The sequence below is a fragment of the Streptomyces sp. ADMS genome (assembly GCF_033441795.1).
GTDB lineage: Bacteria > Actinomycetota > Actinomycetes > Streptomycetales > Streptomycetaceae > Streptomyces.
Map to the genome: position 1 here is coordinate 1 of NZ_JAVFVX010000055.1, position 24,409 is coordinate 24,409.

Annotated in this window: 19 protein-coding genes and 1 pseudogene; 14 read left to right on the forward strand and 6 right to left on the reverse strand. The window is 71.1% G+C overall.

What is annotated here, in order from left to right; all coding sequences use genetic code 11:
- Positions 1-563, reverse strand: a pseudogene (locus tag RB628_RS23340) (hypothetical protein); the annotation flags it as partial.
- Here RB628_RS23340 and RB628_RS23345 point away from each other — a divergent pair.
- Complete coding sequence (locus RB628_RS23345; protein ID WP_318322469.1) at positions 501-1,280, forward strand: tetratricopeptide repeat protein; 780 nt, start codon at positions 501-503, stop codon at positions 1,278-1,280. The pseudogene RB628_RS23340 and the gene RB628_RS23345 sit on opposite strands and share 63 nt — an antisense overlap.
- Before the next feature lie 57 nt (positions 1,281-1,337).
- Here RB628_RS23345 and RB628_RS23350 read toward each other — a convergent pair whose 3' ends face one another.
- Positions 1,338-2,642 carry a DUF1015 domain-containing protein gene (locus RB628_RS23350; protein ID WP_318322470.1) on the reverse strand — a complete coding sequence of 435 codons (1,305 nt, stop codon included), beginning with the start codon at positions 2,640-2,642 and terminating at the stop codon, positions 1,338-1,340.
- A 73-nt stretch (positions 2,643-2,715) separates the two neighbouring features.
- Here RB628_RS23350 and RB628_RS23355 point away from each other — a divergent pair, with 73 nt between their 5' ends.
- The 4 genes from RB628_RS23355 to RB628_RS23370 all read left to right on the forward strand — a co-directional run bounded on the left by RB628_RS23355 (position 2,716) and on the right by RB628_RS23370 (position 6,821).
- Positions 2,716-3,747: an HAD hydrolase-like protein gene (locus RB628_RS23355; protein ID WP_318322471.1), complete on the forward strand. Its 1,032-nt coding sequence runs from the start codon at positions 2,716-2,718 to the stop codon at positions 3,745-3,747.
- 70 nt (positions 3,748-3,817) lie between these two features.
- Positions 3,818-4,861 carry a FecCD family ABC transporter permease gene (locus RB628_RS23360; protein WP_318322472.1) on the forward strand — a complete coding sequence of 348 codons (1,044 nt, stop codon included), beginning with the start codon at positions 3,818-3,820 and terminating at the stop codon, positions 4,859-4,861.
- Positions 4,858-5,931, forward strand: coding sequence for a FecCD family ABC transporter permease (locus tag RB628_RS23365; protein WP_318322473.1), 1,074 nt, complete (start codon positions 4,858-4,860; stop codon positions 5,929-5,931). The genes RB628_RS23360 and RB628_RS23365 overlap by 4 nt, the downstream gene beginning before the upstream one ends.
- Positions 5,928-6,821: an ABC transporter ATP-binding protein gene (locus tag RB628_RS23370; RefSeq protein ID WP_318322474.1), complete on the forward strand. Its 894-nt coding sequence runs from the start codon at positions 5,928-5,930 to the stop codon at positions 6,819-6,821. Before RB628_RS23365 ends, RB628_RS23370 begins: the two co-directional genes overlap by 4 nt.
- On the opposite strand, the gene RB628_RS23375 is transcribed toward RB628_RS23370, so the two are convergent.
- Positions 6,805-7,152, reverse strand: a complete 348-nt coding sequence (locus RB628_RS23375; protein ID WP_318322475.1) for a sterol-binding protein — start codon at positions 7,150-7,152, stop codon at positions 6,805-6,807. The genes RB628_RS23370 and RB628_RS23375 overlap by 17 nt on opposite strands.
- A gap of 42 nt (positions 7,153-7,194) precedes the next feature.
- Between RB628_RS23375 and RB628_RS23380 the strand changes: the two genes are divergently transcribed.
- The 5 genes from RB628_RS23380 to RB628_RS23400 all read left to right on the forward strand — a co-directional run bounded on the left by RB628_RS23380 (position 7,195) and on the right by RB628_RS23400 (position 12,531).
- The gene (locus RB628_RS23380; protein WP_318322476.1) at positions 7,195-7,515 is read left to right on the forward strand and encodes a hypothetical protein; all 321 of its coding nucleotides are present in this window, start codon (positions 7,195-7,197) and stop codon (positions 7,513-7,515) included.
- A 7-nt stretch (positions 7,516-7,522) separates the two neighbouring features.
- A complete protein-coding gene (locus RB628_RS23385; protein WP_318322477.1) occupies positions 7,523-8,338 on the forward strand; it encodes a TlyA family RNA methyltransferase in 816 nt (271 codons plus the stop codon).
- Positions 8,335-9,240, forward strand: coding sequence for an NAD kinase (locus RB628_RS23390; protein ID WP_318322478.1), 906 nt, complete (start codon positions 8,335-8,337; stop codon positions 9,238-9,240). The genes RB628_RS23385 and RB628_RS23390 overlap by 4 nt, the downstream gene beginning before the upstream one ends.
- A gap of 187 nt (positions 9,241-9,427) precedes the next feature.
- Positions 9,428-11,170: a DNA repair protein RecN gene (recN, locus tag RB628_RS23395; protein ID WP_318322479.1), complete on the forward strand. Its 1,743-nt coding sequence runs from the start codon at positions 9,428-9,430 to the stop codon at positions 11,168-11,170.
- Positions 11,171-11,400: 230 nt separating this feature from the next.
- On the forward strand, positions 11,401-12,531 hold the full coding sequence (locus RB628_RS23400; protein WP_318322480.1) for a glycosyltransferase family 4 protein: 1,131 nt from the start codon (positions 11,401-11,403) through the stop codon (positions 12,529-12,531).
- A gap of 16 nt (positions 12,532-12,547) precedes the next feature.
- On the opposite strand, the gene RB628_RS23405 is transcribed toward RB628_RS23400, so the two are convergent.
- The 3 genes from RB628_RS23405 to RB628_RS23415 all read right to left on the reverse strand — a co-directional run bounded on the left by RB628_RS23405 (position 12,548) and on the right by RB628_RS23415 (position 17,617).
- Complete coding sequence (locus tag RB628_RS23405) at positions 12,548-14,191, reverse strand: PucR family transcriptional regulator (RefSeq protein ID WP_318322481.1); 1,644 nt, start codon at positions 14,189-14,191, stop codon at positions 12,548-12,550.
- A gap of 66 nt (positions 14,192-14,257) precedes the next feature.
- On the reverse strand, positions 14,258-15,640 hold the full coding sequence (locus tag RB628_RS23410) for an FAD-binding oxidoreductase (protein WP_318322482.1): 1,383 nt from the start codon (positions 15,638-15,640) through the stop codon (positions 14,258-14,260).
- 171 nt (positions 15,641-15,811) lie between these two features.
- Complete coding sequence (locus RB628_RS23415; RefSeq protein WP_318322512.1) at positions 15,812-17,617, reverse strand: glycoside hydrolase family 15 protein; 1,806 nt, start codon at positions 17,615-17,617, stop codon at positions 15,812-15,814.
- Between the two features lie 532 nt (positions 17,618-18,149).
- Between RB628_RS23415 and RB628_RS23420 the strand changes: the two genes are divergently transcribed.
- The 4 genes from RB628_RS23420 to ald all read left to right on the forward strand — a co-directional run bounded on the left by RB628_RS23420 (position 18,150) and on the right by ald (position 24,079).
- Complete coding sequence (locus RB628_RS23420) at positions 18,150-19,814, forward strand: CTP synthase (protein WP_318322513.1); 1,665 nt, start codon at positions 18,150-18,152, stop codon at positions 19,812-19,814.
- 93 nt (positions 19,815-19,907) lie between these two features.
- A complete protein-coding gene (locus RB628_RS23425; protein ID WP_318322483.1) occupies positions 19,908-20,537 on the forward strand; it encodes an NUDIX hydrolase in 630 nt (209 codons plus the stop codon).
- A gap of 171 nt (positions 20,538-20,708) precedes the next feature.
- Positions 20,709-22,820: a tetratricopeptide repeat protein gene (locus tag RB628_RS23430; protein WP_318322484.1), complete on the forward strand. Its 2,112-nt coding sequence runs from the start codon at positions 20,709-20,711 to the stop codon at positions 22,818-22,820.
- 134 nt (positions 22,821-22,954) lie between these two features.
- Positions 22,955-24,079, forward strand: coding sequence for an alanine dehydrogenase (ald, locus tag RB628_RS23435; protein ID WP_318322485.1), 1,125 nt, complete (start codon positions 22,955-22,957; stop codon positions 24,077-24,079).
- The last annotated feature ends 330 nt before the right edge of the window (positions 24,080-24,409 follow it).

Here is a 24,409-nt window from a genome sequence, read left to right on the forward strand (position 1 = left end):
GTGGTGGGTTCCGTCGTGATGACAACCGTGGTGACGATCGTGGTGGCCGTCCCGCGGGTGGTGGGTTCCGCCGTGACGATGATCGTGGTGGCCGTCCCGCCGCCGGTGGTGGCTTCCGGCGTGATGACGACCGCCGTGAAGGTGACCGTGGCGGCTTCCGTCGGGACGACAGCCGTGGCCGGGACGACAACCGGGGTGAGCGCGGCGGTTTTGTCCGCAGGGACGACGATCGCGGTGGGTTCCGTGGCCGGAGCGACGATCGCGGTGGCCGTCCCGCAGGCGGCGGTGGCTTCCGGGGGCGTGACGACCGTGGAGGTCGGCCCGGTGGCGGCGGCGGTTTCCGTGGACGTGACGACCGTCGGGGCGATGACCGGCGTGACGACCGGCGCGGTGGCGGGTTCCGTGACGAGCGTGACCGGGACCGGGAGCCGATCAAGCGGCTGCCGATCCCCGAGGACGTCACGGGCGACGAGATCGACAAGGACGTACGCCAGGAGCTGATGAGCCTGCCCAAGGGGCTCGCGGAAGAGGTTTCCAAGAACCTGGTGATGGTCGCCAGGCATATCGACGAGGACCCCGAGGGTGCTTACGGGTACTCGCGGGTGGCTCTGCGACTGGCTTCGCGTGTGGCCGCCGTACGAGAGGCGGCCGGGTTCGCCGCGTACGCGACCCAGAAGTACAGCGAGGCACTGGCCGAGTTCCGGGCTGCCCGGCGTATGACCGGGAACGTCGAACTGTGGCCCGTCATGGCCGACTGCGAGCGTGGGCTCGGGCGGCCCGAAAAGGCGCTCGACATGGCTGGGGCGCCCGAGGTTCACAAGCTGGACAAGGCGGGGCAGGTCGAGATGCGGCTCGTCGCGGCCGGCGCCCGGCGTGACATGGACCAGCTCGACGCGGCCATCGTGACCCTGCAGAGCCCCGAACTGGCTTCCAACTCCGTGCAGCCGTGGACCGCGCGGCTGCGGTACGCGTACGCCGACGCGCTGTTGGCCGCCGGGCGTGAGGACGAGGCGCGGGAGTGGTTCGCCAAGGCCGTCGAGTCCGACAAGGACGGCAGCACGAACGCCTCGGACCGGCTCGCCGAGCTGGACGGGGTGGAGTTCGTCGACGCCTTCGACGAGAGCGAGGACACGGACGAGGATGCGGGCGAGCTTGACGACAAGGCCGTCGAGACTGTCCAGACCGAGTCCGCCGAGGCTGTCGGATCGGTTGAGTCCGCCGCCGACAACGGCGAAAGCGACGGCAGTGCTTCGGACGATGCCGAGGGCGACCAGCGCTGACCTGCGGTAATCGGTGAAGGGTGGGATCCCGGTCAGGGGGTCCCGCCCTTCTGCGTTTCAGGACGCCAGGGTGCGCAGTACCAGGCCCGAGGCCGGCTTGGGGCCGAAGGACGTCGACTTGCGGGGCATCGTGACGCCCTGGCGGGCCAGGTCTCGTACGACCTCCTCGCGGACCGGGTGCATCAGGACCGCCGTTCCGCCGTCCTGTTCCGCCTTCTCCACGGTTGCCGCCGTGTCGTGGATGTACGCGATGTGCGCCGGTGAGTCCTCGGGGATGTGCCAGATGTGGTCGAGGAGCGTGGCGTGCAGGACCGTCGCGTCCAGGGTGCGCCAGGCCTGCGGACGGTCGGCCGGGATCGTACGGGCCAGGAGGGCCTGGTCGGGGCGGTCCACCAGGTGGAAGGCGCCGTCGCCGGCCAGGAGGAAGGCGTTGCCCGCGGTGGCCGCCTCCGCGAGGGCGGTGAGCGCTTCGGGGAGCGGGGTTTCCAGGTGACGTACCCGGAAGTGGTCCGCCAGGGCTGCCAGTGCCTCGGAGACCGGGAGGCCGTGCAGGAGGCGGTGGATCGCGCGGACGCGCAGGGGATAGCGGGCGGTGTCCACCAGGAGTACCAGGCCGTGGTCCCAGGGACTGGGGGACGGGTGCTCCGCGCGTAGACGCAGGTACGTCGCCCAGCGGTGGTGGCCGTCGGCGATGAGGGCCTGATGGTGTGCCAGGTCCGCCTGGATCCCGGCCAGTTCGGCGGGGTCGGTGATCGCCCAGAGGCGGTGCCCGAAACCGTCCTCCGTGGTCGTCGCGAGCAACGGGGGGCAGTCGGCCGTGCGTTCGACCACCGCGCTCGTGGTGTACGGCGACGCTGCGGGGGCGTCGTCGCTCCGGTAGGTCAGGAGGAGGGGTTCCAGGTTCGCGTAGGTGGCGCGCATCAGGGCCGCCCGTTCCGCCACCACGTGCGGCATGACGTCCTCGTGCGGCAGGACGACGCCCTCCGACGGCTCCGACAGGCGCAGGGCGCCTATGACCCCGCGCTGGAGGTGGCCGGTCGTGTCGCGCTGTTCGTAGACGTACAGGGCGGGTTCGGGGTCGGCGGTCAGGATGCCCTCGGACAGCCAGTCGTCGAGGGTGTCAGCCGCCTGTTCGTTGCGGATGGACGGGGTCGCCGCCTGGGGGAGGATCAGCCGGACGATGTTGTGCGGGTCGGCCGATTCGAGGTGTATCAGGCCGTCCGGTCGCACGATGACGTCGTACGGCGGAGAGGTCACGGCGGCCAGGCTGCCGACCCGGTCGGGGTCGTAGCGCAGGCCCCGGAAGGGGGTCAGTTGAAGGCCCATGCGAGCCGGTACGTCCGCGGGACCTGCAGTGTTCATTGGTGCATCGTAGGGCTGTCAGTGGCATGGGGGATGATCGGGGGAAAGCCGGTCGAACGAGGAGCGATGCACAATGAGCCAGACCGTCAGGACGCGGCCCGAGGGCAGCGCCCGCGCCCTCAGTGAGGCGTACGACACGGCGCTGCTCGACCTCGACGGGGTCGTGTACGCGGGAGGCAGCGCGATCGTGCACGCCGTCGAGTCGCTCGGTGTCGCGCGGGACGGCGGTATGCGGCTCGCCTATGTCACCAACAACGCGTTGCGCACCCCGGACGCCGTGGCCGCGCACCTCACCGAGCTGGGCATAGCGACGGAGGGCTCGGACGTCATCACCTCGGCGCAGGCAGTGGCCCGGCTGATCGCCGACCAGGTGCCGGCGGGCGGGCGCGTGCTGGTGATCGGGGGCGAGGGGCTCAGGGTGGCGCTGCGCGAGCGCGGGCTGGAGCCCGTTGAGTCGGCTGAGGACGAGCCGGTGGCGGTCGTGCAGGGGTACGGCGGGCCCGAGTTGCCCTGGGGACGGTTCGCGGAGGCGTGCTATGCCATCGCGCGAGGGATGCCCTGGTTCGCGTCCAACACGGACCTGACGATTCCCGGCGCGCGCGGGATCGCGCCGGGCAACGGGGCCGCCGTCGAGGTCGTGCGCATCGCGACCGGGGCCGAACCGCAGGTGGCGGGCAAGCCGTTGCCGCCGATGCACCGGGAGACGGTGCTGCGGACCGGCGCCGAGCGGCCACTGGTCGTCGGGGACCGGCTGGACACGGACATCGAGGGCGCGTTCAACGGGGAGGTCGATTCGCTGCTGGTGCTCACCGGCGTGACGGACGGCGCGCAGCTGCTGGCGGCGCCGCCGCAGCACCGGCCCACCTATGTCGACGCCGACCTGAGGGGGATGCTGACCGGGCAGCCGGAGGTGACGGAGACGGACGCCGGTGGTTTCCGGTGCGGGGGGTGGTCGGCGACGGCGGGTGAGGAGAGGCTGGACCTGGAAGGGGACGGGGAGGCGCTCGACGGGCTTCGCGCGCTGTGCGCGGCGGCCTGGACGGCGGCCGGTGACGGCGTGTGCGCGTTGGACGGGGGGAAGGCGCTGGCGCGGCTGGGGTTGTGAGGGAGCGTGTCTCGGGGCGTCCTCGTGGACGGGTAACGAGGCTTTTCAGAGGGTAGGCTAACCTAACCTCGTGTTTGTCGACAGTCCTCCTCACCAGCGCGCGGAGACCGCCCCCGCGCCCCCGAAACGTCAGGCGATACGGGCCGTCGGACTCCTCGTCTCCCTGGGGATCCTGCTGCTCGTCGCCCTTGCGAGCATCGCGATAGGCGCGAAAGAGCTTTCCCTGGAACAGGTCTGGCACGGGCTGTTCCAGAACTCGGGGACCTATGGGGACGTCGTCGTCGGCGAGCGGGTCTCGCGGACTCTCCTAGGGGTGCTCGCCGGTGCCGCTCTCGGGCTGTCCGGCGCGGTTCTCCAGGCGCTGACCCGTAATCCGCTGGCCGATCCCGGGCTGCTCGGCATCAACGCGGGCGCGTCGGCCGCAGTCGTCACCGCCATCACCTTCTTCGGCGTCACCTCGCTCAACGGCTATGTGTGGTTCGCCTTCCTCGGGGCCGCCGCCGTCGGAGCGCTGGTCTGGTTCCTCGGTGGCAGCCGGGGGGCCACGCCCGTGCGGCTCGCCCTCGCGGGCACCGCGATCAGCGCCGCGCTCTACGGCTATCTCCAGGCCGTGATGATCACGGACGACGCCGCGCTCAGCAGGATGCGCTTCTGGACGGTCGGTTCGCTGGCCTCGGCGACCGACGACACCATCACGCAGGTCCTGCCGTTCATCGTGGTCGGCACGGTCCTCGCCCTGCTGCTCGCCCGGCCGCTCAACGCCGTGGCGATGGGCGACGACACCGCCCGCGCCCTCGGCGCCAACCTGAACCGCACCCGCGCGCTGTCCATGGCTGCCGCGACCGTGCTGTGCGGGGCCGCGACCGCCGCCTGCGGTCCGATCGGCTTCGTCGGGCTGATGGTCCCGCACGTCGTACGGTCCTTCACCGGGCCCGATCTGCGCTGGATCCTCCCGTACGCGACCGTCCTGTCGCCGGTGCTGCTGCTCGGCGCGGATGTCATCGGGCGGATCGTCGCCCGGCCCGCCGAACTCCAGGTCGGTATCGTCACCGCGGTCATCGGCGGCCCGGTCTTCATCTTTCTCGTACGACGGCGGAGGACGGCCCAGCTGTGAAGAGCAACCTTGTCGTGCCCGCCCGGCGACCCGTCCGCGCGGGCCGAGTCGTACGAACCCCGGGCGGGCTCTCCGTCCGGCTGGACGTGCGCGCGCTGGTCGTCGTCGTGGCGCTGCTGCTGACCGTGCTCACCGCGAGCGTGGTGCTGATCGGCACCGGCGACTTCCCGATCCCGGCCGGGGACGTACTGAAGACGTTGCTGGGCGACGGGAACGCGGGCCAGGAGTTCATCGTCAACCAGCTGCGGCTGCCGCGCGTCCTGGTCGGGCTGCTGGTCGGGGCCTCGCTCGGGCTGGGCGGCGCGCTCTTCCAGTCCATCTCCCGCAATCCGCTGGGCAGTCCGGATGTGCTCGGCCTCAGTCAGGGCTCGACGGCCGGTGCGCTGGTCATGATCGTGCTGTTCTCCGGAAGCGCGGGCGCGGTCACCCTCGGGGCACTGGTCGGGGGGCTGGTGACCGGGCTCGCCATCTACCTGCTGGCCTGGAAGCAGGGCGTGCACGGGTACCGGCTGGTGCTCGTCGGCATCGGTGTCTCCGCGGTCGTCACGGCCGTCAACGGCTACCTGATCACCAAGGCCGACCTCGTCGACGCGGCCCGCGCGGTCGTGTGGATGACCGGTTCCCTCAACGGGCGCGGCTGGGACCAGGTCTGGCCGCTGCTGTGGCTGTGCGCGGTCCTCGTACCCGTGGTGCTCGCGAACGCGCGGGGGCTGCGGCTGACGGAGATGGGCGACGACGTGTCGTACGCCCTCGGGGTGCGCGTCGAGCGCGTACGACTGGTGCTGATGCTGGCCGCCGTGTTGCTCACCGCGGCCGCGACGGCCGCCGCGGGCCCCGTGGGCTTCGTCGCGCTGACCGCGCCGCAGCTCGCCCGGCGGCTGACCCGCTCGCCGGGCCCGAACCTGGTGCCCTCCATGTGCATGGGCGCCACCCTGCTGATCGTGGCCGACTGGGCCTCGCAACGCCTCTTCGGCACCGATCAGCTGCCCGTGGGCGTGGTGACCGGTGTGCTCGGCGGGGTGTATCTGCTGTGGCTGCTGGTCACCGAGCGGAAGGCCGGCCGGATATGAGCAAGCGGGGCGAGCCGGAAAAGAGCGGCTCAAGGAGCGGCTCAGCGAACGAGAACGTCAAGAAGGGCACCAACACCGTGAACCGCCTGTCCGCCGAGAACGTGACCCTCGCCTACGACCAGCGTGTGATCGCCGAGCAGTTGTCGGTGGAGATACCCGACAACTCCTTCACGGTCATCGTCGGCCCGAACGCCTGCGGCAAGTCCACGCTGCTGCGGGCCCTGTCGCGGATGCTGAAGCCGAGCGGGGGCCGGGTGCTGCTCGACGGGCAGGCCATCCAGTCGATGCCCGCGAAGAAGGTCGCGCGGACCCTCGGGCTGCTGCCGCAGTCGTCGCTCGCGCCTGACGGGATCACCGTCGCCGACCTGGTGGGCCGCGGCCGGTACCCGCACCAGGGCATCCTGCGGCAGTGGTCCCACGACGACGAGCGGATCGTACGGGAGTCCATGGAGTCGACCGGCGTCGCCGAACTCGCCGACCGTTATGTCGACGAGCTCTCCGGGGGCCAGCGGCAGCGCGTGTGGATCGCGATGGCGCTCGCCCAGCAGACACCGCTGCTGCTGCTCGACGAGCCGACGACCTATCTGGACATCCAGCACCAGATCGACGTCCTCGACCTCTGTGCCGAGCTGCACGAGGAGCGGGGGCGGACCCTGGTCGCCGTACTGCACGACCTCAATCACGCGGCCCGGTACGCCACCCATCTCATCGCCCTGCGCGAGGGCGCGGTCATCGCCGAGGGCGCGCCGGGCGACATCGTCACGGCCGGGCTGGTAGAGGAGGTCTTCGGGCTGCGCTGCCAGGTCATCGACGATCCGGAGACGGGGACGCCGCTGGTGGTGCCCGCAGCGCGCAAGGCCCGTACCCGGGTGACTACAGAAGCGTCCTGAGGCGGAACAGGTCCCGCAGGCCCGCCTCCAGTCTCACCCGGCCCGAGCCCCACGCCTTCGCGAAGTGCAGCTCGCCGGCGACCATCGCCACCAGGTCGTCGCCGGACATGGCGAGCCGGATCTCGGCCTTCTCCCGGGGCGGGCCCTGGAGAGTGTCCCGGACCTCGATACGGCCGCCTCGCAGCCGTCCCGCGAAGGTGACGTCCAGATCGGTGACATGGCAGCTCAGCGAGCGGTCCAGGGCCGCCGCCTCGCGTACGTCCCCGCTGCCGCCCGCCAAGTTGTCCGAGAGCTTGTCGAGTGCGTTGCGGCACTCCTCAGTCGTGGCCATCGCGAACGACGGTACCTCAGCGGTTCGCGGTAGCGTCGGGGCATGAACGACTCAGTGCCACCGGCCGAGGGCCCGGCGGAGACACCGGTTCCGGATGCGGCCGCGGAGACGGGCGCCGGGCCCGACCACGAACCCGCGGACGACCCCGGCGCCCCGGCCCCGCTGAACGCCTCCCGGGCACCGACCGGCAACGCCGGCGTCGACGCCCTGCTCGACCGGCTCGGTGACGCCGACCACCTCGCCACGGACGGTCATGTCGAGGTGTACGAGGATGTACACCGGGGGCTGCGTGACACGCTCACCGCGCTCGACGCCCGCCCGGGACTTCCGGCGCCCCCATCGACGTACGTCAACAGGAGCTGAACCGAACGTGGCAGGAGTGGCACGCCGTCGCCTGGACGCCGAACTGGTGCGGCGGAAGCTGGCCCGCTCGCGCGAGCACGCGAGCCAGCTGATCGCCGCCGGGCGGGTCACCGTCGGCAAGACCGTCGCGACGAAGCCCGCCACCCAGGTGGAGACCGCCGCGGCGATCGTCGTCGTGGCCGACGACAACGATCCCGAGTACGTCTCCCGGGGCGGCCACAAACTCGCGGGCGCCCTGGAGGTCTTCGTGCCGCAGGGGCTGAAGGTCGGCGGACGGCGGGCGCTGGACGCCGGCGCGTCCACCGGCGGATTCACCGACGTTCTGCTGCGCGCCGGTGCCGCACACGTCGTCGCCGTCGACGTGGGGTACGGACAACTCGCCTGGTCTCTCCGAAACGATGAACGCGTCACCGTCAAGGACCGTACGAACGTACGCGAGTTGACGCTCGAAGCGATCGATGGGGAACCAGTGGATCTTGTCGTGGGGGATCTGTCCTTCATCCCGCTCGGTCTCGTGCTGCCCGCCCTTGCGCGGTGTGCGGCGCCCGACGCCGATCTGGTGATGATGGTCAAGCCACAGTTCGAGGTGGGGAAGGAACGGCTGGGCAGTGGAGGAGTCGTACGCAGTCCCGAGCTGCGTGCCGAGGCCGTACGCGGAGTTGCCTCCCGCGCCGGACAGTCGGGGCTGGGCGTGCAAGGCGTGACCGCCTCCCCGCTGCCCGGGCCGTCGGGGAATGTCGAGTACTTTCTGTGGCTGCGGGCCGGCGCACCCGAACTCAACCCGGCCGACGTTGACCGTGCAGTGGCGGAGGGGCCTCGTTGACTCAGACCCGAGCTCGTACTGTTTTCCTGCTTGCCCACACCGGGCGGCCGGCCGCTATCAGAAGCGCCGAACTCGTGGTCGAGGGGCTGGTGCGCTCCGGGCTCGGGGTGCGGGTGCTCTCGGCGGAGGCGGCCAACCTGCCGCTGCCACCGGAAGTGGAGCTGATCGAGGAGGCCACGCCACAGTGCCTCGACGGGTGTGAGCTGCTCATCGTGCTGGGCGGCGACGGCACGCTGCTGCGCGGCGCCGAGTTCGCCCGGGCGTCCGGGGTGCCGATGCTCGGCGTCAACCTCGGGAGCGTCGGCTTCCTCGCCGAGGCCGAGCGCGACGACCTCGACAAGGTTGTCGACCGGGTGGTGACGAAGGCGTACGAGGTCGAGGAACGGATGACCATCGACGTCGTCGTGCACCAGAACGGGAACATCGTGCACACCGACTGGGCGCTGAACGAGGCGGCCGTGCAGAAGGTGTCCGCGGAGAAACTGCTCGAGGTCGTGCTGGAGATCGACGGGCGGCCGGTCACCGGCTTCGGGTGTGACGGGATCTGTCTGTCGACGCCCACCGGGTCGACCGCCTACGCCTTCTCCGCGGGTGGGCCTGTGGTGTGGCCCGAGGTGGAGGCGCTGCTGATGGTGCCGATCAGTGCGCACGCGTTGTTCGCGAAGCCGTTGGTGACCTCGCCGGATTCCGTGCTTGCCGTGGAGGTTCTGCCGCACATCCCTCCGGGGGTTCTGTGGTGTGACGGGCGGCGGACGATGGAGTTGCCGCCCGGGGCGCGGGTGGAGGTTCGGCGGGGGGCCGTGCCGGTGCGGTTGGCCCGGCTGCACCATGCGTCGTTCACTGACCGGCTGGTGGCGAAGTTCGCGCTGCCTGTTTCTGGGTGGCGGGGGGCGCCTCACTGACGCCGGTTGAGGGGGTGGCTCGGATTCGTCGGCGGGTGCGGGTGCGTCGTGGCTTGTCGCGCAGTTCCCCGAGCCCCTTCCGTCCGGCCACTCCCCTGGGTGATATGTGAAGGCCGGTTGTCATTCGTTACCTGCGGGTTCTCTCATTCGAGGTGGGGGGCGTCGCACATGGGGCGGCCGACCTCGTATGGTCGTGTTCGTGTTGGAGGAGATGCGGATACGGTCGCTTGGCGTCATCGACGATGCGGTCGTCGAGCTGTCGCCCGGCTTTACCGCCGTGACCGGTGAGACCGGTGCGGGTAAGACCATGGTCGTGACCAGCCTGGGGTTGCTGCTCGGTGGCCGGGCTGATGCGGCGTTGGTGCGGATCGGGGCCAGGAACGCGGTCGTGGAGGGGCGCATCACCGTGCCCCCGGGCGGGGCGGCCGTCGTACGGGCCGAGGAGGCCGGCGCCGAGCTGGACGACGGGGCGCTGCTCATCAGCCGTACCGTTTCCGCCGAGGGGCGTTCGCGGGCGCACCTGGGCGGGCGTTCCGTGCCCGTGGGTGTGCTGGCCGAGCTGGCCGACGAACTGGTGGCCGTGCACGGGCAGACCGACCAGCAGGGGCTGCTCAAACTGTCCCGGCAGCGGGCGGCGCTCGACCGGTACGCGGGGGACGCGGTCGCCGCGCCGCTCGCCAAGTACGGGGAGGCCTACCGGCGGCTGCGGACCGTCTCCGCCGAGCTGGACGAGATCACCACGCGCGCGCGTGAACGGGCCCAGGAAGCCGACATGCTGCGGTACGGGCTCGACGAGATCGCCGCTGTGGAGCCGCGGCCCGGTGAGGACACCGAGCTGGCGGAGGAGGCGGAGCGGCTCGGGCACGCGGAGGCGCTGGCCTCGGCCGCGACCGTCGCCCACGCCGCCCTCGCCGGCAACCCCGAGGACCCCGAGGGCATTGACGCCGCCACGCTCGTCGCGGGCGCCCATCGGGCCCTGGAGACCGTACGGTCGCACGACTCGGCCCTGGCCGCGCTCGCCGACCGGATCGGTGAGGTCGGGATCCTGCTCGGCGACGTCGCCGGGGAGCTGGCGGGGTACGCCGACGACCTGGACGCCGATCCGCTGCGGCTGGCGGCCGTCGAGGAACGGCGGGCCGCGCTCACCTCGCTGACGCGGAAGTACGGCTCCGACGCGACCGGAGTGCTCACCTGGGCCGAGGAGGGCGCCGCGCGGCTGCTCGAACTCGACGGCGACGACGAACGGATCGGTGAGCTGACCGCCGAGCGGGACGCGCTGCGCGGTGAACTGAGCGGGATGGCACAGGCGCTGACGGACGCGCGGACGGAGGCCGCCGAGCGGTTCGCGGCCGCCGTGACCGCCGAGCTGGCGTCGCTGGCCATGCCCCACGCGCGCGTGTCGTTCGAGATCCGGCAGACCGAGGATGCTGAGGGCGTCGAGGTCGGCGGACGTACGGTCGCCTACGGGCCGTCCGGTGCCGACGAGGTCGAACTGCTGCTCGCCCCGCATCCGGGGGCGCCCGCCCGGCCGATCGCCAAGGGCGCGTCCGGGGGTGAGCTGTCGCGCGTGATGCTGGCCGTGGAGGTCGTGTTCGCGGGGACCGATCCGGTGCCCACCTATCTGTTCGACGAGGTCGACGCCGGTGTGGGCGGTAAGGCGGCCGTGGAGATCGGGCGGCGGCTGGCCCGGCTGGCCAAGAGCGCGCAGGTCGTCGTCGTGACGCATCTGCCGCAGGTCGCCGCGTTCGCCGACCGGCAGCTGCTGGTGGAGAAGACCAACGACGGGTCGGTGACCCGGTCGGGTGTGAAGGTGCTGGAGGGCGAGGAGCGGGTACGGGAGCTGTCGCGGATGCTGGCCGGACAGGAGGACTCGCAGACGGCGCGGGCGCATGCGGAGGAGTTGCTGGCGGCGGCCCGTTCGGACGGCTGACGCTTGAACAGTTGGCGTTCAGTGGGGTCTCTCTCACTCGTGTGAGTGACCCTTCGCCCCCCTCCCTGGTTCGGAACACCCGTACGTACTGGCATCCTTGAAGCGGTACGGAAAACCACCCGTACACGGAGGAAGCCGCGCGGTACACCCCTTCCGCCCCATCCTTCTGTACGTTTCTCCGTGTCCATTCTTCGTGACCGCCCGACGCCGAACCAGGAGCCCCCGGCCACGTGAGCCCCGTGACCAGCCACTCACCGCACGGTCAGTCGCCGCTGCGCACCGTGCAGGTGCTCGGCGGCGGCAACGCCGGCAGCAGCGCGCACGTGCGTTCGCTGGCCGCGGGGCTCGTTGCGAGAGGCGTGCGCGTCACCGTGTGCGCCCCCTCCGACGCCGACGAGGCCTACGACTTCACCGGCGCCGGTGCCGAACACGTGCCCATTCCGCGCAGCAGCGACCCCGGCTCGGTGGCGGCGCTGCGCGCGGCCTGTTCGAACGCCGACCTCGTGCACGCGCATGGGCTGCACGCCTCCTTCCGGGCCGCTCTCGCGCTCGGCGGGCGCCGCACCCCGCTCGTCGTCACCTGGCACAACCGCGCGTACGCCGAGGGGCCGCGCGCCCACCTGCTGAGGGTGCTGGAGCGACGGGTCGTGAAGGCCGCCGCCGTCGTCCTCGGGACCTCCTCCGACCTGGTCGACCGGGCCCGGAGGCGCGGGGCCCGGGACGCCCGGCTGTCCGCCGTGGCCCTGTCCGCGCCGCGCGGGTCCATGGAGTGCGACGAAGCCGAGCGGTCCAAGACACGGGCCGAACTCGGCGCCACGGACCGTCCGTTGCTCATGGCCGTCGGCTCCCTCGACCGGCACCGGGGGTACGACGTCCTGCTGGACGCGGTACACGCGTGGCGTGACCTCGATCCCGAGCCGCTCCTCGTGATCGCGGGGGAGGGGCCGCTGCGGGCGGAGCTGCAGGGCCGCATCGAGAGCGAGGGGCTGCCGGTCCGCCTCATCGGGCGCCGCGACGACGTGAGCGAACTGCTCGGCGCCGCCGATCTCGCACTCCTGCCCAGCCGCTGGGAGTCGCGGTCCGCTCTCGCGCAGGAGGCACTCCACGCGCGCGTGCCGCTCGTCGCGACCGCGGTGGGAGGCGTTCCGGAGCTGGTCGGGGACGCGGCCGAACTCGTTCCGTACGGCGACGCGGTGGCGCTCGGCAAAGCCGTGGTACGGCTCCTCGGCGACCCGGAGCGCCAGGAACTCCTCCGGGAGCGGGGCGTCCGGCAGATCGCCACCTGGCCCACCGAGGACGAGACCGTCGCCCAAGTACTGACTGTCTACGACGAGTTCACGCAGCCTCGCCCGCTGCCCTGACAGGACTGCCCGGGGTTCAGGTCACGTGCCTGCGGGCCCGTAGCGCCAGGCTCAACGCCAGTACCGTCTGCGGGTCGTCCAGGTCCGTGCCCAGCAACTCCCCGATCCGCGCGAGGCGGTTGTAGAGGGTCTGACGGTTGAGGTGGAGTTCACGGGCCGTTTCCGCCTTGCGGCCCGCGTGGGCCAAGTAGGTCTCCAGCGTGGGCAGCAGCGGAGGCTTGGAGCGGTCGTCGTGGGCGCGCAGCGGGCCTATCGCACGGTCCACGAAGGCCCCCAGGTCCGGGTGGTCGCGCAGACGCCACAGAAGCAGGTCGATGTCCAGACGGCGGGCGTCGTACCAGGGGCGGTCCGGCAGGCCCTGGCCCGCCGTCGCCGTCTCCGCCGCGTGGCGCAGGCCCGCCGAGGCCGCCGCCCAGCCGCCGGCGACCCCGACCACGACGACCGGCGGCTGGGCGCCCGGGCGTTGCATCCCGGCGCGTTCCACACCGGCCCGCAGCGCCGCCGCGACCCGGTCGGCGACCGCCGGGCGCTCCGACTCCGTACGCAGGCCCACCAGCAGCGGTACACGCCCCTCGACCGGCCGTACGCCCAGCAGCACCGGCACACCCACCGACGCCAGCTCCTCCGCGACCGCGCGGGCCAGCACCGCCCAGCCTCCGCCCGGTGCCAGGGTGTCGCCGATCCGCATCACCACCGGCAGCAGCGGGCCGGCGCCGGGCTTGAAGCCGAGGACGCGGGCCTGCGCGGGCGCCGCCTCCGCGTCGATACGGCCCTCGGCGAGGTCGTTGAGGAAGTCGCCGCGGCCACGCGCCGCCAGCTCCTCCTCCTGGCGGGCCTGCATCAGGACGACGGCCAGGATGCCCGCGGCCCGTTCGGCGGCGATGCGGTGCACGGGGGCAAGCGGTTCGAGGACGGGCAGAAGGACCAGGCGGGCGCGGACCGAGCCGGTGCCGGGGCCGCCGCCGGGAACGTCGACGAGCGCGGAACCGGCGGGCGGGGGCGTGTCCTTGTGCTGGGCGCGCAGGCCCTCCCACACCTGGAGCGGGTCGGCGCCCTCGGGGCCGGCTCCGGCGGCGTACAGGAGCCGGCCGTCGGCGGTCTCCAGGAACACCGGGTTGCCGCTGAAGTCGGCCAGGATGCCGAGGACCTGTGGGACACCGCCGCCGCCCAGCAGGGCCTCCGTGCAGCGCCGGTGGACCTCCTCGGCCCGCTGGAGCAGCGCGTAGTGGCCGTTGACGATCTCGGTGTGGATCTCCTCGGTGACGGCCACGAACGGCACTTCGCGGTGCAGCTGGACCAGGGGCAGACCGGTCGAGCGGGCCGTTTCCACGAGGGCCGCGGGCAGCCGTGTGAAGCGGGGGCCCAGCTCCACGACGAGCGCCGCGATGCCCCGCTCGGCGAGGGTACGGACGAACGCGCGCTGCTCGGCGGGACGGGTGCCGAGCCCGTACCCGGTCGTCAGAAGCAGCTCGCCGCCCTTCAGCAGCGAGGCGATGTGCGGGACCTCACCCGCGTGCACCCACCGCACGGTCCGCCGCAGCCGGTCGGCCCCGGCCAGGATCTCCGGCAGCCCGCTGCGCAGCCCCGGCAGCTCCAGCGCTCGCTGCACGGTGATGCCGGCGCCCTGGGTCTCCAAACGGCTGTCCGTACGGCTGTCCATGCAGCGGACGCTACCCGCACCTGTGTACGGATGACGACCTGCACGTCAGCGGCATCAGCGGCTCGCCTACGACGGAACGATGTTGTGGTTGAAACGGAACACGTTGTCCGGGTCGTACTGGCGTTTCACGGATGCCAGCCGGCGCGTGTTCTCGGCGCCCAGGCCCGCGATCACGCGCTCCGCGCCCTCGTCGCCGATGAAGTTGAGGTAGACGGCGCCGGTGCTCCACGGCCGGACGTCGGTACGGACGCGGCGGACCCACCGGGTGCAGCGCTCGTCGTCCGCCGGGTCCTCCCAGACGCCGAAGGGGTGGACGGCCCACGGGGCGTCCCGGTAGGGGACGGGCCAGTCGTGGGGGCCGTCGGCGACAGCGCCGCCGTACGGGAACAGCACGTGCTGGGTGCCGGTCGGCACCGGCATGGAGTCCGCCGCCGCGCAGAACACGTCCACGAAGTCGTCCGGTGCGCCTGTCAGGTACTCCGCCGACCAGTAGTTCCGCCGGCCCGGCGGATCGTCGATCATGCACTGGAGGTCGGCGTACGGGATCGCGGAGACGATCGCCGACGCGTGCGGCAGCGCGAGCAGGGGTTCGGCGAGCTTGCGCATGTCCTCCTCGGGGCCCGCGTACGTCAGCAGCGCACCGCACAGCAACTGTCCGACCAGGTGGGGCGGCACGAACTCCTCGGGCGGGCCGGTGAGGTAGATGATCCCGCCGCTCGCCTCGACCGGGCCCTCCTCGATCACATCGCGGTAGGTGCGGGTGGCTTCCCGGCCGAACTCCGGCAGGTACAGCACGAGGGCCATGGAGAACGCGGGCAGCTCGTGCAGTCTCAGGGTGAGCGAGGTGACGACGCCGAAGTTTCCGCCGCCGCCGTGCAGGGCCCAGAACAGCTCCGGGTTCTGGTCGGCGCTCGCGTGCACGGCGGTACCGTCGGCGGTGACCAGGTCGACGTCGACGAGGTTGTCGACGGCGAGGCCGCAGGAGCGCTCCAGCCAGCCGCTGCCGCCGCCCAGCACAAAGCCGCCGACCCCGGTGGTGGATACCCGCCCGCCGGTGGTCGCGAGCCCGTACGGCTGGGTCGCCCGGTCCAGATGGCTCATCAGGGCCCCGCCCTGGACCTGTGCCGACCGGGCCGCCCGGTAGACGGTCACCTCCTGCATCCGGCGCAGATCGATCACCAGACCGCCGTCGTTCAGCGCCATCCCCGCCACACTGTGGCCGCCGCCGCGCACCGCGATCTTCAGGTCCAGCCCACGGGCGAAGAGCACGGAACGGACGACATCGGCCTCGTCCGCGCACTGCGCGATCACCGCCGGACGCCGGTCGATCATGGCGTTGAAGACCGTCCGGGCGTCGTCGTACCCCGGATCCCCCGGGGCGAACACGTCGCCGGTCAGATCCTCGCGCAGCGCGGCGAGGGCCGTGTGCGCCTTCGAGAGGGAAGCCATGGCCGCCCCCTTCCGGCATAGGGGCAGGTGTGCCCTTCCAGCCTAGGCGCTTCGCTGGAAGGGCGCGGTTCGAGCCGCGCCGCCGTCCTGGCTGGTCGCGCCCACGCCGCGGAGCCGCAGACGTCACTGCCCCGCGTCCCGTTCGGGGCGCGATTCCCGGGTCGCCCTTTCTCAGCCGCCGTACGCCCCCGAAGCCGTCAGACGCAGGGCCGTGTCGATCAGCGGGACGTGGCTGAAAGCCTGCGGGAAGTTGCCGACCTGGCGCTGGAGGCGGGGGTCCCACTCCTCGGCCAGCAGGCCCAGGTCGTTGCGGAGGGCGAGGAGCTTCTCGAAGAGCTTGCGGGCCTCGTCGACCCGGCCGATCATCGCCAGGTCGTCCGCCATCCAGAAGGAGCAGGCGAGGAAGGCCCCCTCGTCACCCGGCAGACCGTCGAGGTTCTCGTCGCCGCCGCCCGAGGTCGGGTAGCGCAGGATGAAGCCGTCCGAGGTGGACAGCTCACGCTGGATGGCCTCGATGGTGCCGATCACGCGCTTGTCGTCGGGAGGCAGGAAGCCCATCTGCGGGATCAGCAGCAGGGAGGCGTCCAGCTCCTTCGAGCCGTACGACTGTGTGAAGGTGTTGCGCTCCTTGTCGTAACCCTTCTCACACACGTCCCGGTGGATGTCGTCGCGCAGTTCGCGCCACTTCTCCAGCGGGCCGTCCGCGTCGCCGGACTCGATGAGTTTGATCGTGCGGTCCACCGCGACCCAGGCCATGACCTTCGAGTGAACGAAGTGGCGGCGCGGACCGCGCACCTCCCAGATGCCCTCGTCGGGCTCGTCCCAGTGCTTCTCCAGATAGCGGATCAGCTTCAGCTGGAGCAGGGAGGCGTAGTCGTTGCGGGCCAGACCCGTCATGTGGGCCAGGTGCAGGGCCTCGGTGACCTCGCCGTACACATCCAGCTGGAGCTGGTGCGCGGCGCCGTTGCCGACCCGGACGGGGCCCGAGTTCTCGTAGCCGGGCAGCCAGTCGAGCTCCGCCTCGCCCAACTCCCGTTCACCCGCGATGCCGTACATGATCTGCAGGTTCTCCGGGTCGCCGGCGACCGCGCGCAGCAGCCACTCGCGCCAGGCGCGGGCCTCGTCGCGGTAGCCGGTGCGCAGGAGGGAGGAGAGGGTGATGGCCGCGTCGCGCAGCCATGTGTAGCGATAGTCCCAGTTGCGTACGCCGCCGATGTCCTCCGGGAGGGAGGTGGTGGGGGCGGCGACGATACCGCCGGTCGGCGCGTACGTCAGCGCCTTCAGCGTGATGAGCGAGCGGACCACGGCCTCCCGGTAGGGGCCGTGGTACGTGCACTGCTCGACCCAGTCGCGCCAGAACTCCTCGGTGGCGTCGAGTGACTGCTCCGGCTCAGGCAGCGGGGGCGGCTGCTTGTGCGAGGGCTCCCAGGAGATGGTGAAGGCGATCCGGTCACCCGGCGCCACCGTGAAGTCGGCGTACGTCGTCAGGGACTTGCCGTATGTCTCGGCGGTGGTGTCGAACCACACCGAGTCGGGGCCCGCCACCGCGACCGTCCGCCCCTCGTGCTTGTGCACCCAGGGCACGACACGGCCGTACGAGAAACGCATCCGCAGCGCCGAGCGCATCGGCACCCGGCCGCTGATGCCCTCCACGATGCGGATCAACTGGGGGGCACCGTCGCGTGGGGGCATGAAATCGGTCACGCGGACCGTGCCGCGTGGGGTGTCCCACTCGGATTCGAGGATCAGTGAGTCGCCCCGGTAGCGGCGGCGGGCCGCGGTGGGGGGTTCGGCGTCCGTCGCGTGCGCGGGTCCGAGGCGCCAGAAGCCGTGCTCCTCGGTGCCGAGCAGTCCCGCGAAGACGGCATGGGAGTCGAAGCGGGGCAGGCACAGCCAGTCGACTGTGCCGTCCCGGCAGACCAGCGCGGCGGTCTGCATGTCTCCGATGAGTGCGTAGTCTTCGATGCGCCCGGCCACGTGCAACTCCAGTCGAACGGCCACGTCGCCCCCTGAGGGAAAAAATGGGGGTCTCGCTCTTGCGGTCAAGGGTTCGTTGTCTAGCGTCGTTGAGCGGTGAAGCAAACACCAATCTTTGCTCAACGGACTGACGAGCTCTCGTTGTTCCGGGGTTACGGGCGGGGGTGGTGCCGTGTCGCCGGTCGGGCTCGGCAGCGAGTGTCCGAGGAGCATACGACGCACTCAGATGATCCGCGTGCCGCTCCGGACAACCTGGGTCCGCTGAAAGAGTGAGTCTCTGGTGAGCGGGCCCCGTTTCGGGTGAGCGCCGGACAGGACGATGGTGACTCGTGTACGGGATATGTGTCCGTGTGTGCGCGGAGCGTGGCCGGAAGTCATGTCCCCGCGTCGCTGATACCCTGGTAGCCCGTGGACCGGTGGGCACGAAACCCCCGAACCGCAGCGACGGCTCCTCCCCTGAAAACCCGGAGAACTCCGGGCCGGGCGGCCGTACCGCACCCCAGACCGCGACCACGGGAGCCCCGCCTTGGCCATGACACCCGCTGCTTTTCGAAACAGCACAGCCACGACGACCAAGCACATCTTCGTCACCGGGGGTGTCGCCTCCTCGCTCGGCAAGGGCCTGACGGCCTCCAGCCTCGGCATGCTCCTCAAGGCGCGCGGCGTGCGGGTCGTCATGCAGAAGCTCGACCCGTACCTCAACGTCGACCCCGGCACGATGAACCCCTTCCAGCACGGTGAGGTGTTCGTCACTCACGACGGTGCCGAGACCGACCTGGACATCGGCCACTACGAGCGCTTCCTCGACCGCGACCTCGACGGCTCGGCCAACGTGACCACCGGCCAGGTGTACTCGACGGTGATCGCGAAGGAGCGGCGCGGCGAGTACCTGGGCGACACCGTCCAGGTCATCCCGCACATCACCAACGAGATCAAGCACCGCATCCGCCGCATGGCCTCCGACGAGGTCGACGTCGTCATCACCGAGGTCGGCGGCACGGTCGGCGACATCGAGTCGCTGCCCTTCCTGGAGACCGTGCGTCAGGTCCGCCACGAGGTCGGCCGCGACAACGTCTTCGTCGTCCACATCTCGCTGCTGCCCTACATCGGACCCTCCGGCGAGCTGAAGACCAAGCCGACCCAGCACAGCGTGGCGGCCCTGCGGAACATCGGTATCCAGCCGGACGCGATCGTGCTGCGCTGCGACCGCGAGGTCCCCATCGCCATCAAGCGCAAGATCTCCCTGATGTGCGACGTCGACGAGGCGGCCGTCGTCGCCTGTCCGGACGCCCGTTCGATCTACGACATCCCCAAGACCGTGCACCGCGAGGGCCTGGACGCCTATGTCGTCCGCAAGCTGGACCTGCCCTTCCGGGACGTGGACTGGACGACCTGGGACGACCTCCTGGACCGCGTCCACAACCCCACCCACGAGATCAACCTGGCCCTGGTCGGCAAGTACATCGACCTGCCGGACGCCTACCTCTCGGTCACCGAGGCGCTGCGCGCGGGCGGGTTCGCGAACCACGCGCGCGTGACGATCAAGTGGGTGACCTCGGACGACTGCAAGACCCCCGCGGGTGCCAGGAAGCAGCTGGCGGACGTGGACGCGGTCTGCATCCCGGGCGGCTTCGGTGACCGGGGTGTGTCCGGCAAGGTCGGTGCGATCCAGTACGCCCGCGAGCACAAGATCCCGCTGCTCGGACTGTGCCTGGGCCTCCAGTGCGTCGTCATCGAGGCGGCCCGGAACCTGGCCGGCATCGAGGACGCCAACTCCACCGAGTTCGACGCCGCCACCGCCCACCCGGTCATCTCCACGATGGCCGAGCAGCTCGACATCGTCGCGGGCGACGGTGACATGGGCGGAACGATGCGCCTGGGCATGTATCCGGCCAAGCTCGCCGAGGGCTCCATCGTGCGCGAGGTGTACGACGGCAAGGAGTACGTCGAGGAGCGCCACCGACACCGCTACGAGGTCAACAACTCCTACCGCGCCGAGTTGGAGAAGGCCGGCCTCCAGTTCTCCGGCACCTCCCCGGACGGCAAGCTGGTGGAGTACGTCGAGTACCCGCGTGACGTCCACCCCTACCTGGTGGCCACGCAGGCCCACCCTGAGCTGCGCTCCCGCCCGACCCGCCCCCATCCGCTCTTCGCGGGCCTCGTGAAGGCCGCCGTCCGGCGCAAGACGGGCAAGTAGCACAGGGGCTGTACGGTGACCGGGGTGCGCGCCTTTGGGGTGCGTGCCCCGGTTTCTTGTGTGTACGTGTGGGATGCGGGAGGGCAAGTCGACATGACCACCATCAGGGACACTCCGGAGGAGTGGGAGATCCGGGCGACGGAGACCCCCTTCGTGGGCAACAAGACCTCCGTGCGCACCGACGAGGTGGTCATGCCCGACGGCTCGGCCGTGGGCCGCGACTACCAGGTCCACCCCGGCTCCGTGGGCGTCGTCGCCCTCGACGACGAAGGCCGGGTCCTGCTGATCCGCCAGTACCGCCATCCCGTTCGCCGGCGGCTCTGGGAGATCCCGGCCGGCCTGCTCGACGTACCTGGCGAGAATCCGCTGCACGCCGCTCAGCGCGAGCTGTACGAGGAGGCACACGTCAAGGCCGAGGACTGGCGGGTGCTGGCCGACGTCTACCCCACGGCAGGCGGCTGCGACGAGGCCGTACGGATCTTCCTGGCCCGGAATCTGTCCGAGGTGGAGGGAGAGCGCTTCGAGGTCGAGGACGAGGAAGCCGACATGGAGCACGCGCGCGTGCCCGTCGACGAACTCGTCCGGGGTGTCCTCGCCGGCGAACTGCAGAGCAACTGCCTCGTCGTGGGCGTCCTTTCGCTGGTCGCGGCCCAGAAAGGCGACGGGCTCGACTCGCTGCGCCCGGCTGAGGCGCCGTGGGCGGCCCGGCCCTTCGAAGACTGAGGCGCCCTCTGGGGCCGCCTGCCCCGCCCGGTGTGACCATCGCCTGATCCGATCGGGCGACCTGCCCGCCGTGCTCCGCACAGATCGTTGCAGAGCGTGAACTAGGCTCTGGAAACGCCCGAACCGGAGTCCCGGCGGGCTTGCGCGTGCAGGTGGACGGGAGTGTGGCCCGTGACGGATCAGGTGGTGGACACAGACGGCACGAAGCTGTCCGGAAATGATCGGTCGCCCGCTCCTACGAACAGTCAGTTCCTCGGGCGGACAAGAGAGTTGAAGGAACTGCGCGCCGACATCGAGCGCGCCGGACTCGACACTCTCGCGGGCCGGAAGGCCCCCCGCGCGCGCGTGCTGCTCATCGCCGGCAAGCCCGGCTCGGGCCGCAGCGCCCTCGCGGAGGAACTGGCCCGCCAGGTCGCGGACAGTTACCCGGACGGTGTGCTGCGCGCCCGGCTCGCCGAACCCGACGGCACCCCCGTACCGACCGAGCGCACCGCCCGTGAACTGCTGACCGCCCTGAAGCTGCCCACCCCGCCCGGCGCCGACGAGGACGAACTGTCCGAGGCGCTGCGCGACGCGCTCGCCGACCGGCGGATGCTGCTCATGCTCGACGACGCGGCCGACGCCGAGCAGGTCGACGCGCTGCTGCCGGACAACCCCGAGTGCCTTGCCGTCGCCGTTTCCGGCGGCCCGCTGACCGGGATCTCCGATGTCCGTCCGTGCACTCTGGGCGGCCTCGACACCAAGTCCGGCGTGGAACTGCTCGGCCGCTTCGCCGGGTCGGTGCGCATCACCGTGGACCCGCGTGCAGCCGAAGGCCTCGCCGAGGTGTGCCAGGGGCAGCCCGCAGCGCTGATGCTGGCGGGAGGCTGGCTGGCGGCCCAGCCCAAGGCGGCCGTCTCCGACCTCGCCAAGCAACTGCACGCCGAGAGCGACGAGGGCACCGCGCTGAGCCGCGTCTTCCGCCTCGTGTACGCCTCGCTGCCCACTCCGGCCGCCCGGATACTGCGACTGCTCGCGCTGGCCCCCGGCGGCCTGATCGACCCGCAGACGGCCTCCGCGCTGGCCGGCTGCTCGGTCGGTGGCGCCCGAGCCACGCTGGACGACTTCGTCGCCCTGAGCCTCCTGACGGTCGTGGACTCGCCGCTGCCGCAGTACGAGGTCCCCGGCTGCCTGCTGCCCCTGCTGCGCCCCCTCGCCGAGTCCCAGGACCGCCCGGCCGAGCTCCAGCTGGCCCGTGCCCGGATGCTGGAGCGGACGGTACGGCTGCTGGTGTCCTGCCGGGCGATCACCGAGACCGACAGCCCGCTGGCCCGCGAGAAACTCCTCGGCACACCCGACTCGCTGCGCTTTCCCAACCCGAGGGCGGCGGCTGACTGGCTCAGCATCCGCAGGCCCGCCCTGCTCGCCGCGGTCCGGCTGGCGGTGGCCGACGGTGAACTGGACACGTTGGCCCGCCGTCTGATGTCCGCCCTGGTCAAGGCCATGGTCGCGCACATCGGCAGCCAGGCCGCCGCGCCCGATCTGTACGGCATCCACCGCCTCGTCCTCGATGTGGCCGAGCGCCGGAACCTGCCCCGCGAGCGGGCCGCCGCCCTGCTGAACCTCGGCGACCTGGACGCGCAGACCGGCCGTACGAACGACGCGCTGGCCCGCTACCGGGCCGCCCTGGACGCCGGACGCGAGGCGAACGACCCGTACGCCACCGGGCGCGCGATGGAATCCGTAGGGGGCGCACAGCAGGAACTCGGGGACCACGACCGCGCTGCCGACTGGTACGGGCGTGCGCTCGCCCAGCGCCTGGCGCGCGACGAGCGCGAGGACGCCGCCCGGCTGTACGGCCGTATCGCCGCCGCGCACACCTACGCGGGCCGCTACGGCGAGGCGCTGCGCAACTGGCGTGCCGCGGTGGCCGGTTACCGCAAGATCGGTGATGTGGCCGCGCACGCGCGGGCGTTGAGCGAGCTGGCGCGCGTCCAGGAGTACGCGGGGCGGCCCGAGGAGTCGCTGCGCACCTGCCAGGAGGCGGCGGAGTGGGCGAGTCGCGCGGACGACGTACGGCTGCAGGCCGCGCTCCAGCTGCGACTGGCCGACACTCTGGAGCATCTCGGCGATCCGGCGGCGGCTCGGCTGCACCGGGGCGCGGCCGAGCGGCTGCTGGGCGACGAGTTCCAGGACGGCGATCCGGACCTGCGGAAGAGCGAGCTGGACCTCCCTGAGGATGATCCAGACCCGGAACATGACGCTAACACCTGCGAAATCCGTAGTACATCAGTCGAAGATTGATGCATTGAAAGGCTAGACACCGAGAAAGCCTTCATTAGACTGGCTCTACCGCGCCTTCTCCTGCGGTCTCCTGGTGTGCCCCCGCACGTCCGGGTATGCATTGCTATGCCCCCACACCCTCCGAGCCAAGGACCGTGATCGACGTGAAGGTCGGCATCCCCCGCGAGGTCAAGAACAACGAGTTCCGCGTGGCCATCACCCCCGCCGGCGTCCATGAGCTGGTACGCCACGGCCACCAGGTCGTCGTCGAGCGGAACGCCGGCGTCGGCTCCTCGATCACGGACGACGAGTTCGTGGCCGCCGGTGCGCGCATCCTGGAGACGGCCGACGAGGTGTGGGCCACCGCCGACCTGCTGCTCAAGGTCAAGGAACCCATCGCGGAGGAGTACCACCGCCTCCGCAAGGACCAGGCGCTCTTCACCTACCTGCACCTGGCAGCCTCCAGGGAGTGCACCGACGCGCTCCTGGAATCGGGCACCACGGCGATCGCGTACGAAACCGTCGAGCTCCCCGGCCGCGCCCTCCCGCTGCTCGCCCCCATGTCCGAGGTCGCGGGCCGGCTCGCCCCGCAGGTCGGCGCCTACCACCTGATGCGCGCCAACGGCGGCCGCGGTGTCCTGCCCGGCGGTGTGCCGGGCGTGGCGGCCGGCCGGGCCGTCGTCGTCGGTGGCGGGGTCTCCGGCTGGAACGCGGCCCAGATCGCCATCGGTATGGGCTTCCACGTCACCCTGCTCGACCGCGACATCAACAAGCTCAAGGAAGCCGACAAGATCTTCGGTACGAAGATCCAGACCGTCGTCTCCAACGCCTTCGAGCTGGAGAAGGCCTGCCTGGAGGCCGATCTCGTCATCGGCGCCGTGCTGATTCCCGGCGCCAAGGCCCCGAAGCTGGTCACCAACGAACTGGTGTCGCGGATGAAGCCGGGGAGCGTTCTCGTCGACATCGCGATCGACCAGGGCGGCTGCTTCGAGGACTCGCGTCCCACGACCCACGCCGAACCCACCTTCCCGGTCCACGGATCGGTCTTCTACTGCGTCGCCAACATGCCCGGCGCGGTGCCCAACACCTCGACCTACGCGCTCACCAACGCCACGCTGCCGTACATCGTGGAACTCGCCGACCGCGGCTGGGTGGCGGCGCTGCGCCGTGATCCCACGCTCGCGAGGGGCCTCAACACCCATGACGGCAAGGTCGTCTACCGTGAGGTCGCGGAGGCGCACGGGCTGGAACACGTGGAGTTGGAGTCGCTGCTCGGTTGACCTGCCGGGCTGCTCCGCCGGTGCTCCTGGTCGACTAAACGACCAAGTCATCAGCTGGTAAAAGGCGATACGTCAACAGAGGTCGTCAACGCCCCGCACCCCGCCGGACCTTGGACGACAGGGTCCGGCCGGATGTGTGTATGGTCACTTTGCGACACTCGTTCAACTCGCCTCGAACGTAACGCTTCAACCGATTCGCGCACCGGTGAACCCTGCCGTGCGACGGCCGTACGCCCTTGACAGAGGGATGTTTCATTGCCGACACATCGGGCCGGGTCCGGCGGATTGTGTTGCTGCGAACGGCCGACACGCCATAGAGTCGCCAACCGT

Excerpts from the sequence above, each read along its gene's own strand:
- RB628_RS23345 (WP_318322469.1), top strand. The coding sequence starts at position 501 with ATGAGCCTGCCCAAGGGGCTCGCGGAAGAGGTTTCCAAGAACCTGGTG.
- RB628_RS23350 (WP_318322470.1), bottom strand. The coding sequence starts at position 2,642 with ATGAACACTGCAGGTCCCGCGGACGTACCGGCTCGCATGGGCCTTCAA.
- RB628_RS23355 (WP_318322471.1), top strand. The coding sequence starts at position 2,716 with ATGAGCCAGACCGTCAGGACGCGGCCCGAGGGCAGCGCCCGCGCCCTC.
- RB628_RS23370 (WP_318322474.1), top strand. The coding sequence starts at position 5,928 with ATGAGCAAGCGGGGCGAGCCGGAAAAGAGCGGCTCAAGGAGCGGCTCA.
- RB628_RS23375 (WP_318322475.1), bottom strand. The coding sequence starts at position 7,152 with ATGGCCACGACTGAGGAGTGCCGCAACGCACTCGACAAGCTCTCGGAC.
- RB628_RS23380 (WP_318322476.1), top strand. The coding sequence starts at position 7,195 with ATGAACGACTCAGTGCCACCGGCCGAGGGCCCGGCGGAGACACCGGTT.
- recN (WP_318322479.1), top strand. The coding sequence starts at position 9,428 with ATGGTCGTGTTCGTGTTGGAGGAGATGCGGATACGGTCGCTTGGCGTC.
- RB628_RS23405 (WP_318322481.1), bottom strand. The coding sequence starts at position 14,191 with ATGGACAGCCGTACGGACAGCCGTTTGGAGACCCAGGGCGCCGGCATC.
- RB628_RS23410 (WP_318322482.1), bottom strand. The coding sequence starts at position 15,640 with ATGGCTTCCCTCTCGAAGGCGCACACGGCCCTCGCCGCGCTGCGCGAG.
- RB628_RS23420 (WP_318322513.1), top strand. The coding sequence starts at position 18,150 with ATGACACCCGCTGCTTTTCGAAACAGCACAGCCACGACGACCAAGCAC.
- RB628_RS23425 (WP_318322483.1), top strand. The coding sequence starts at position 19,908 with ATGACCACCATCAGGGACACTCCGGAGGAGTGGGAGATCCGGGCGACG.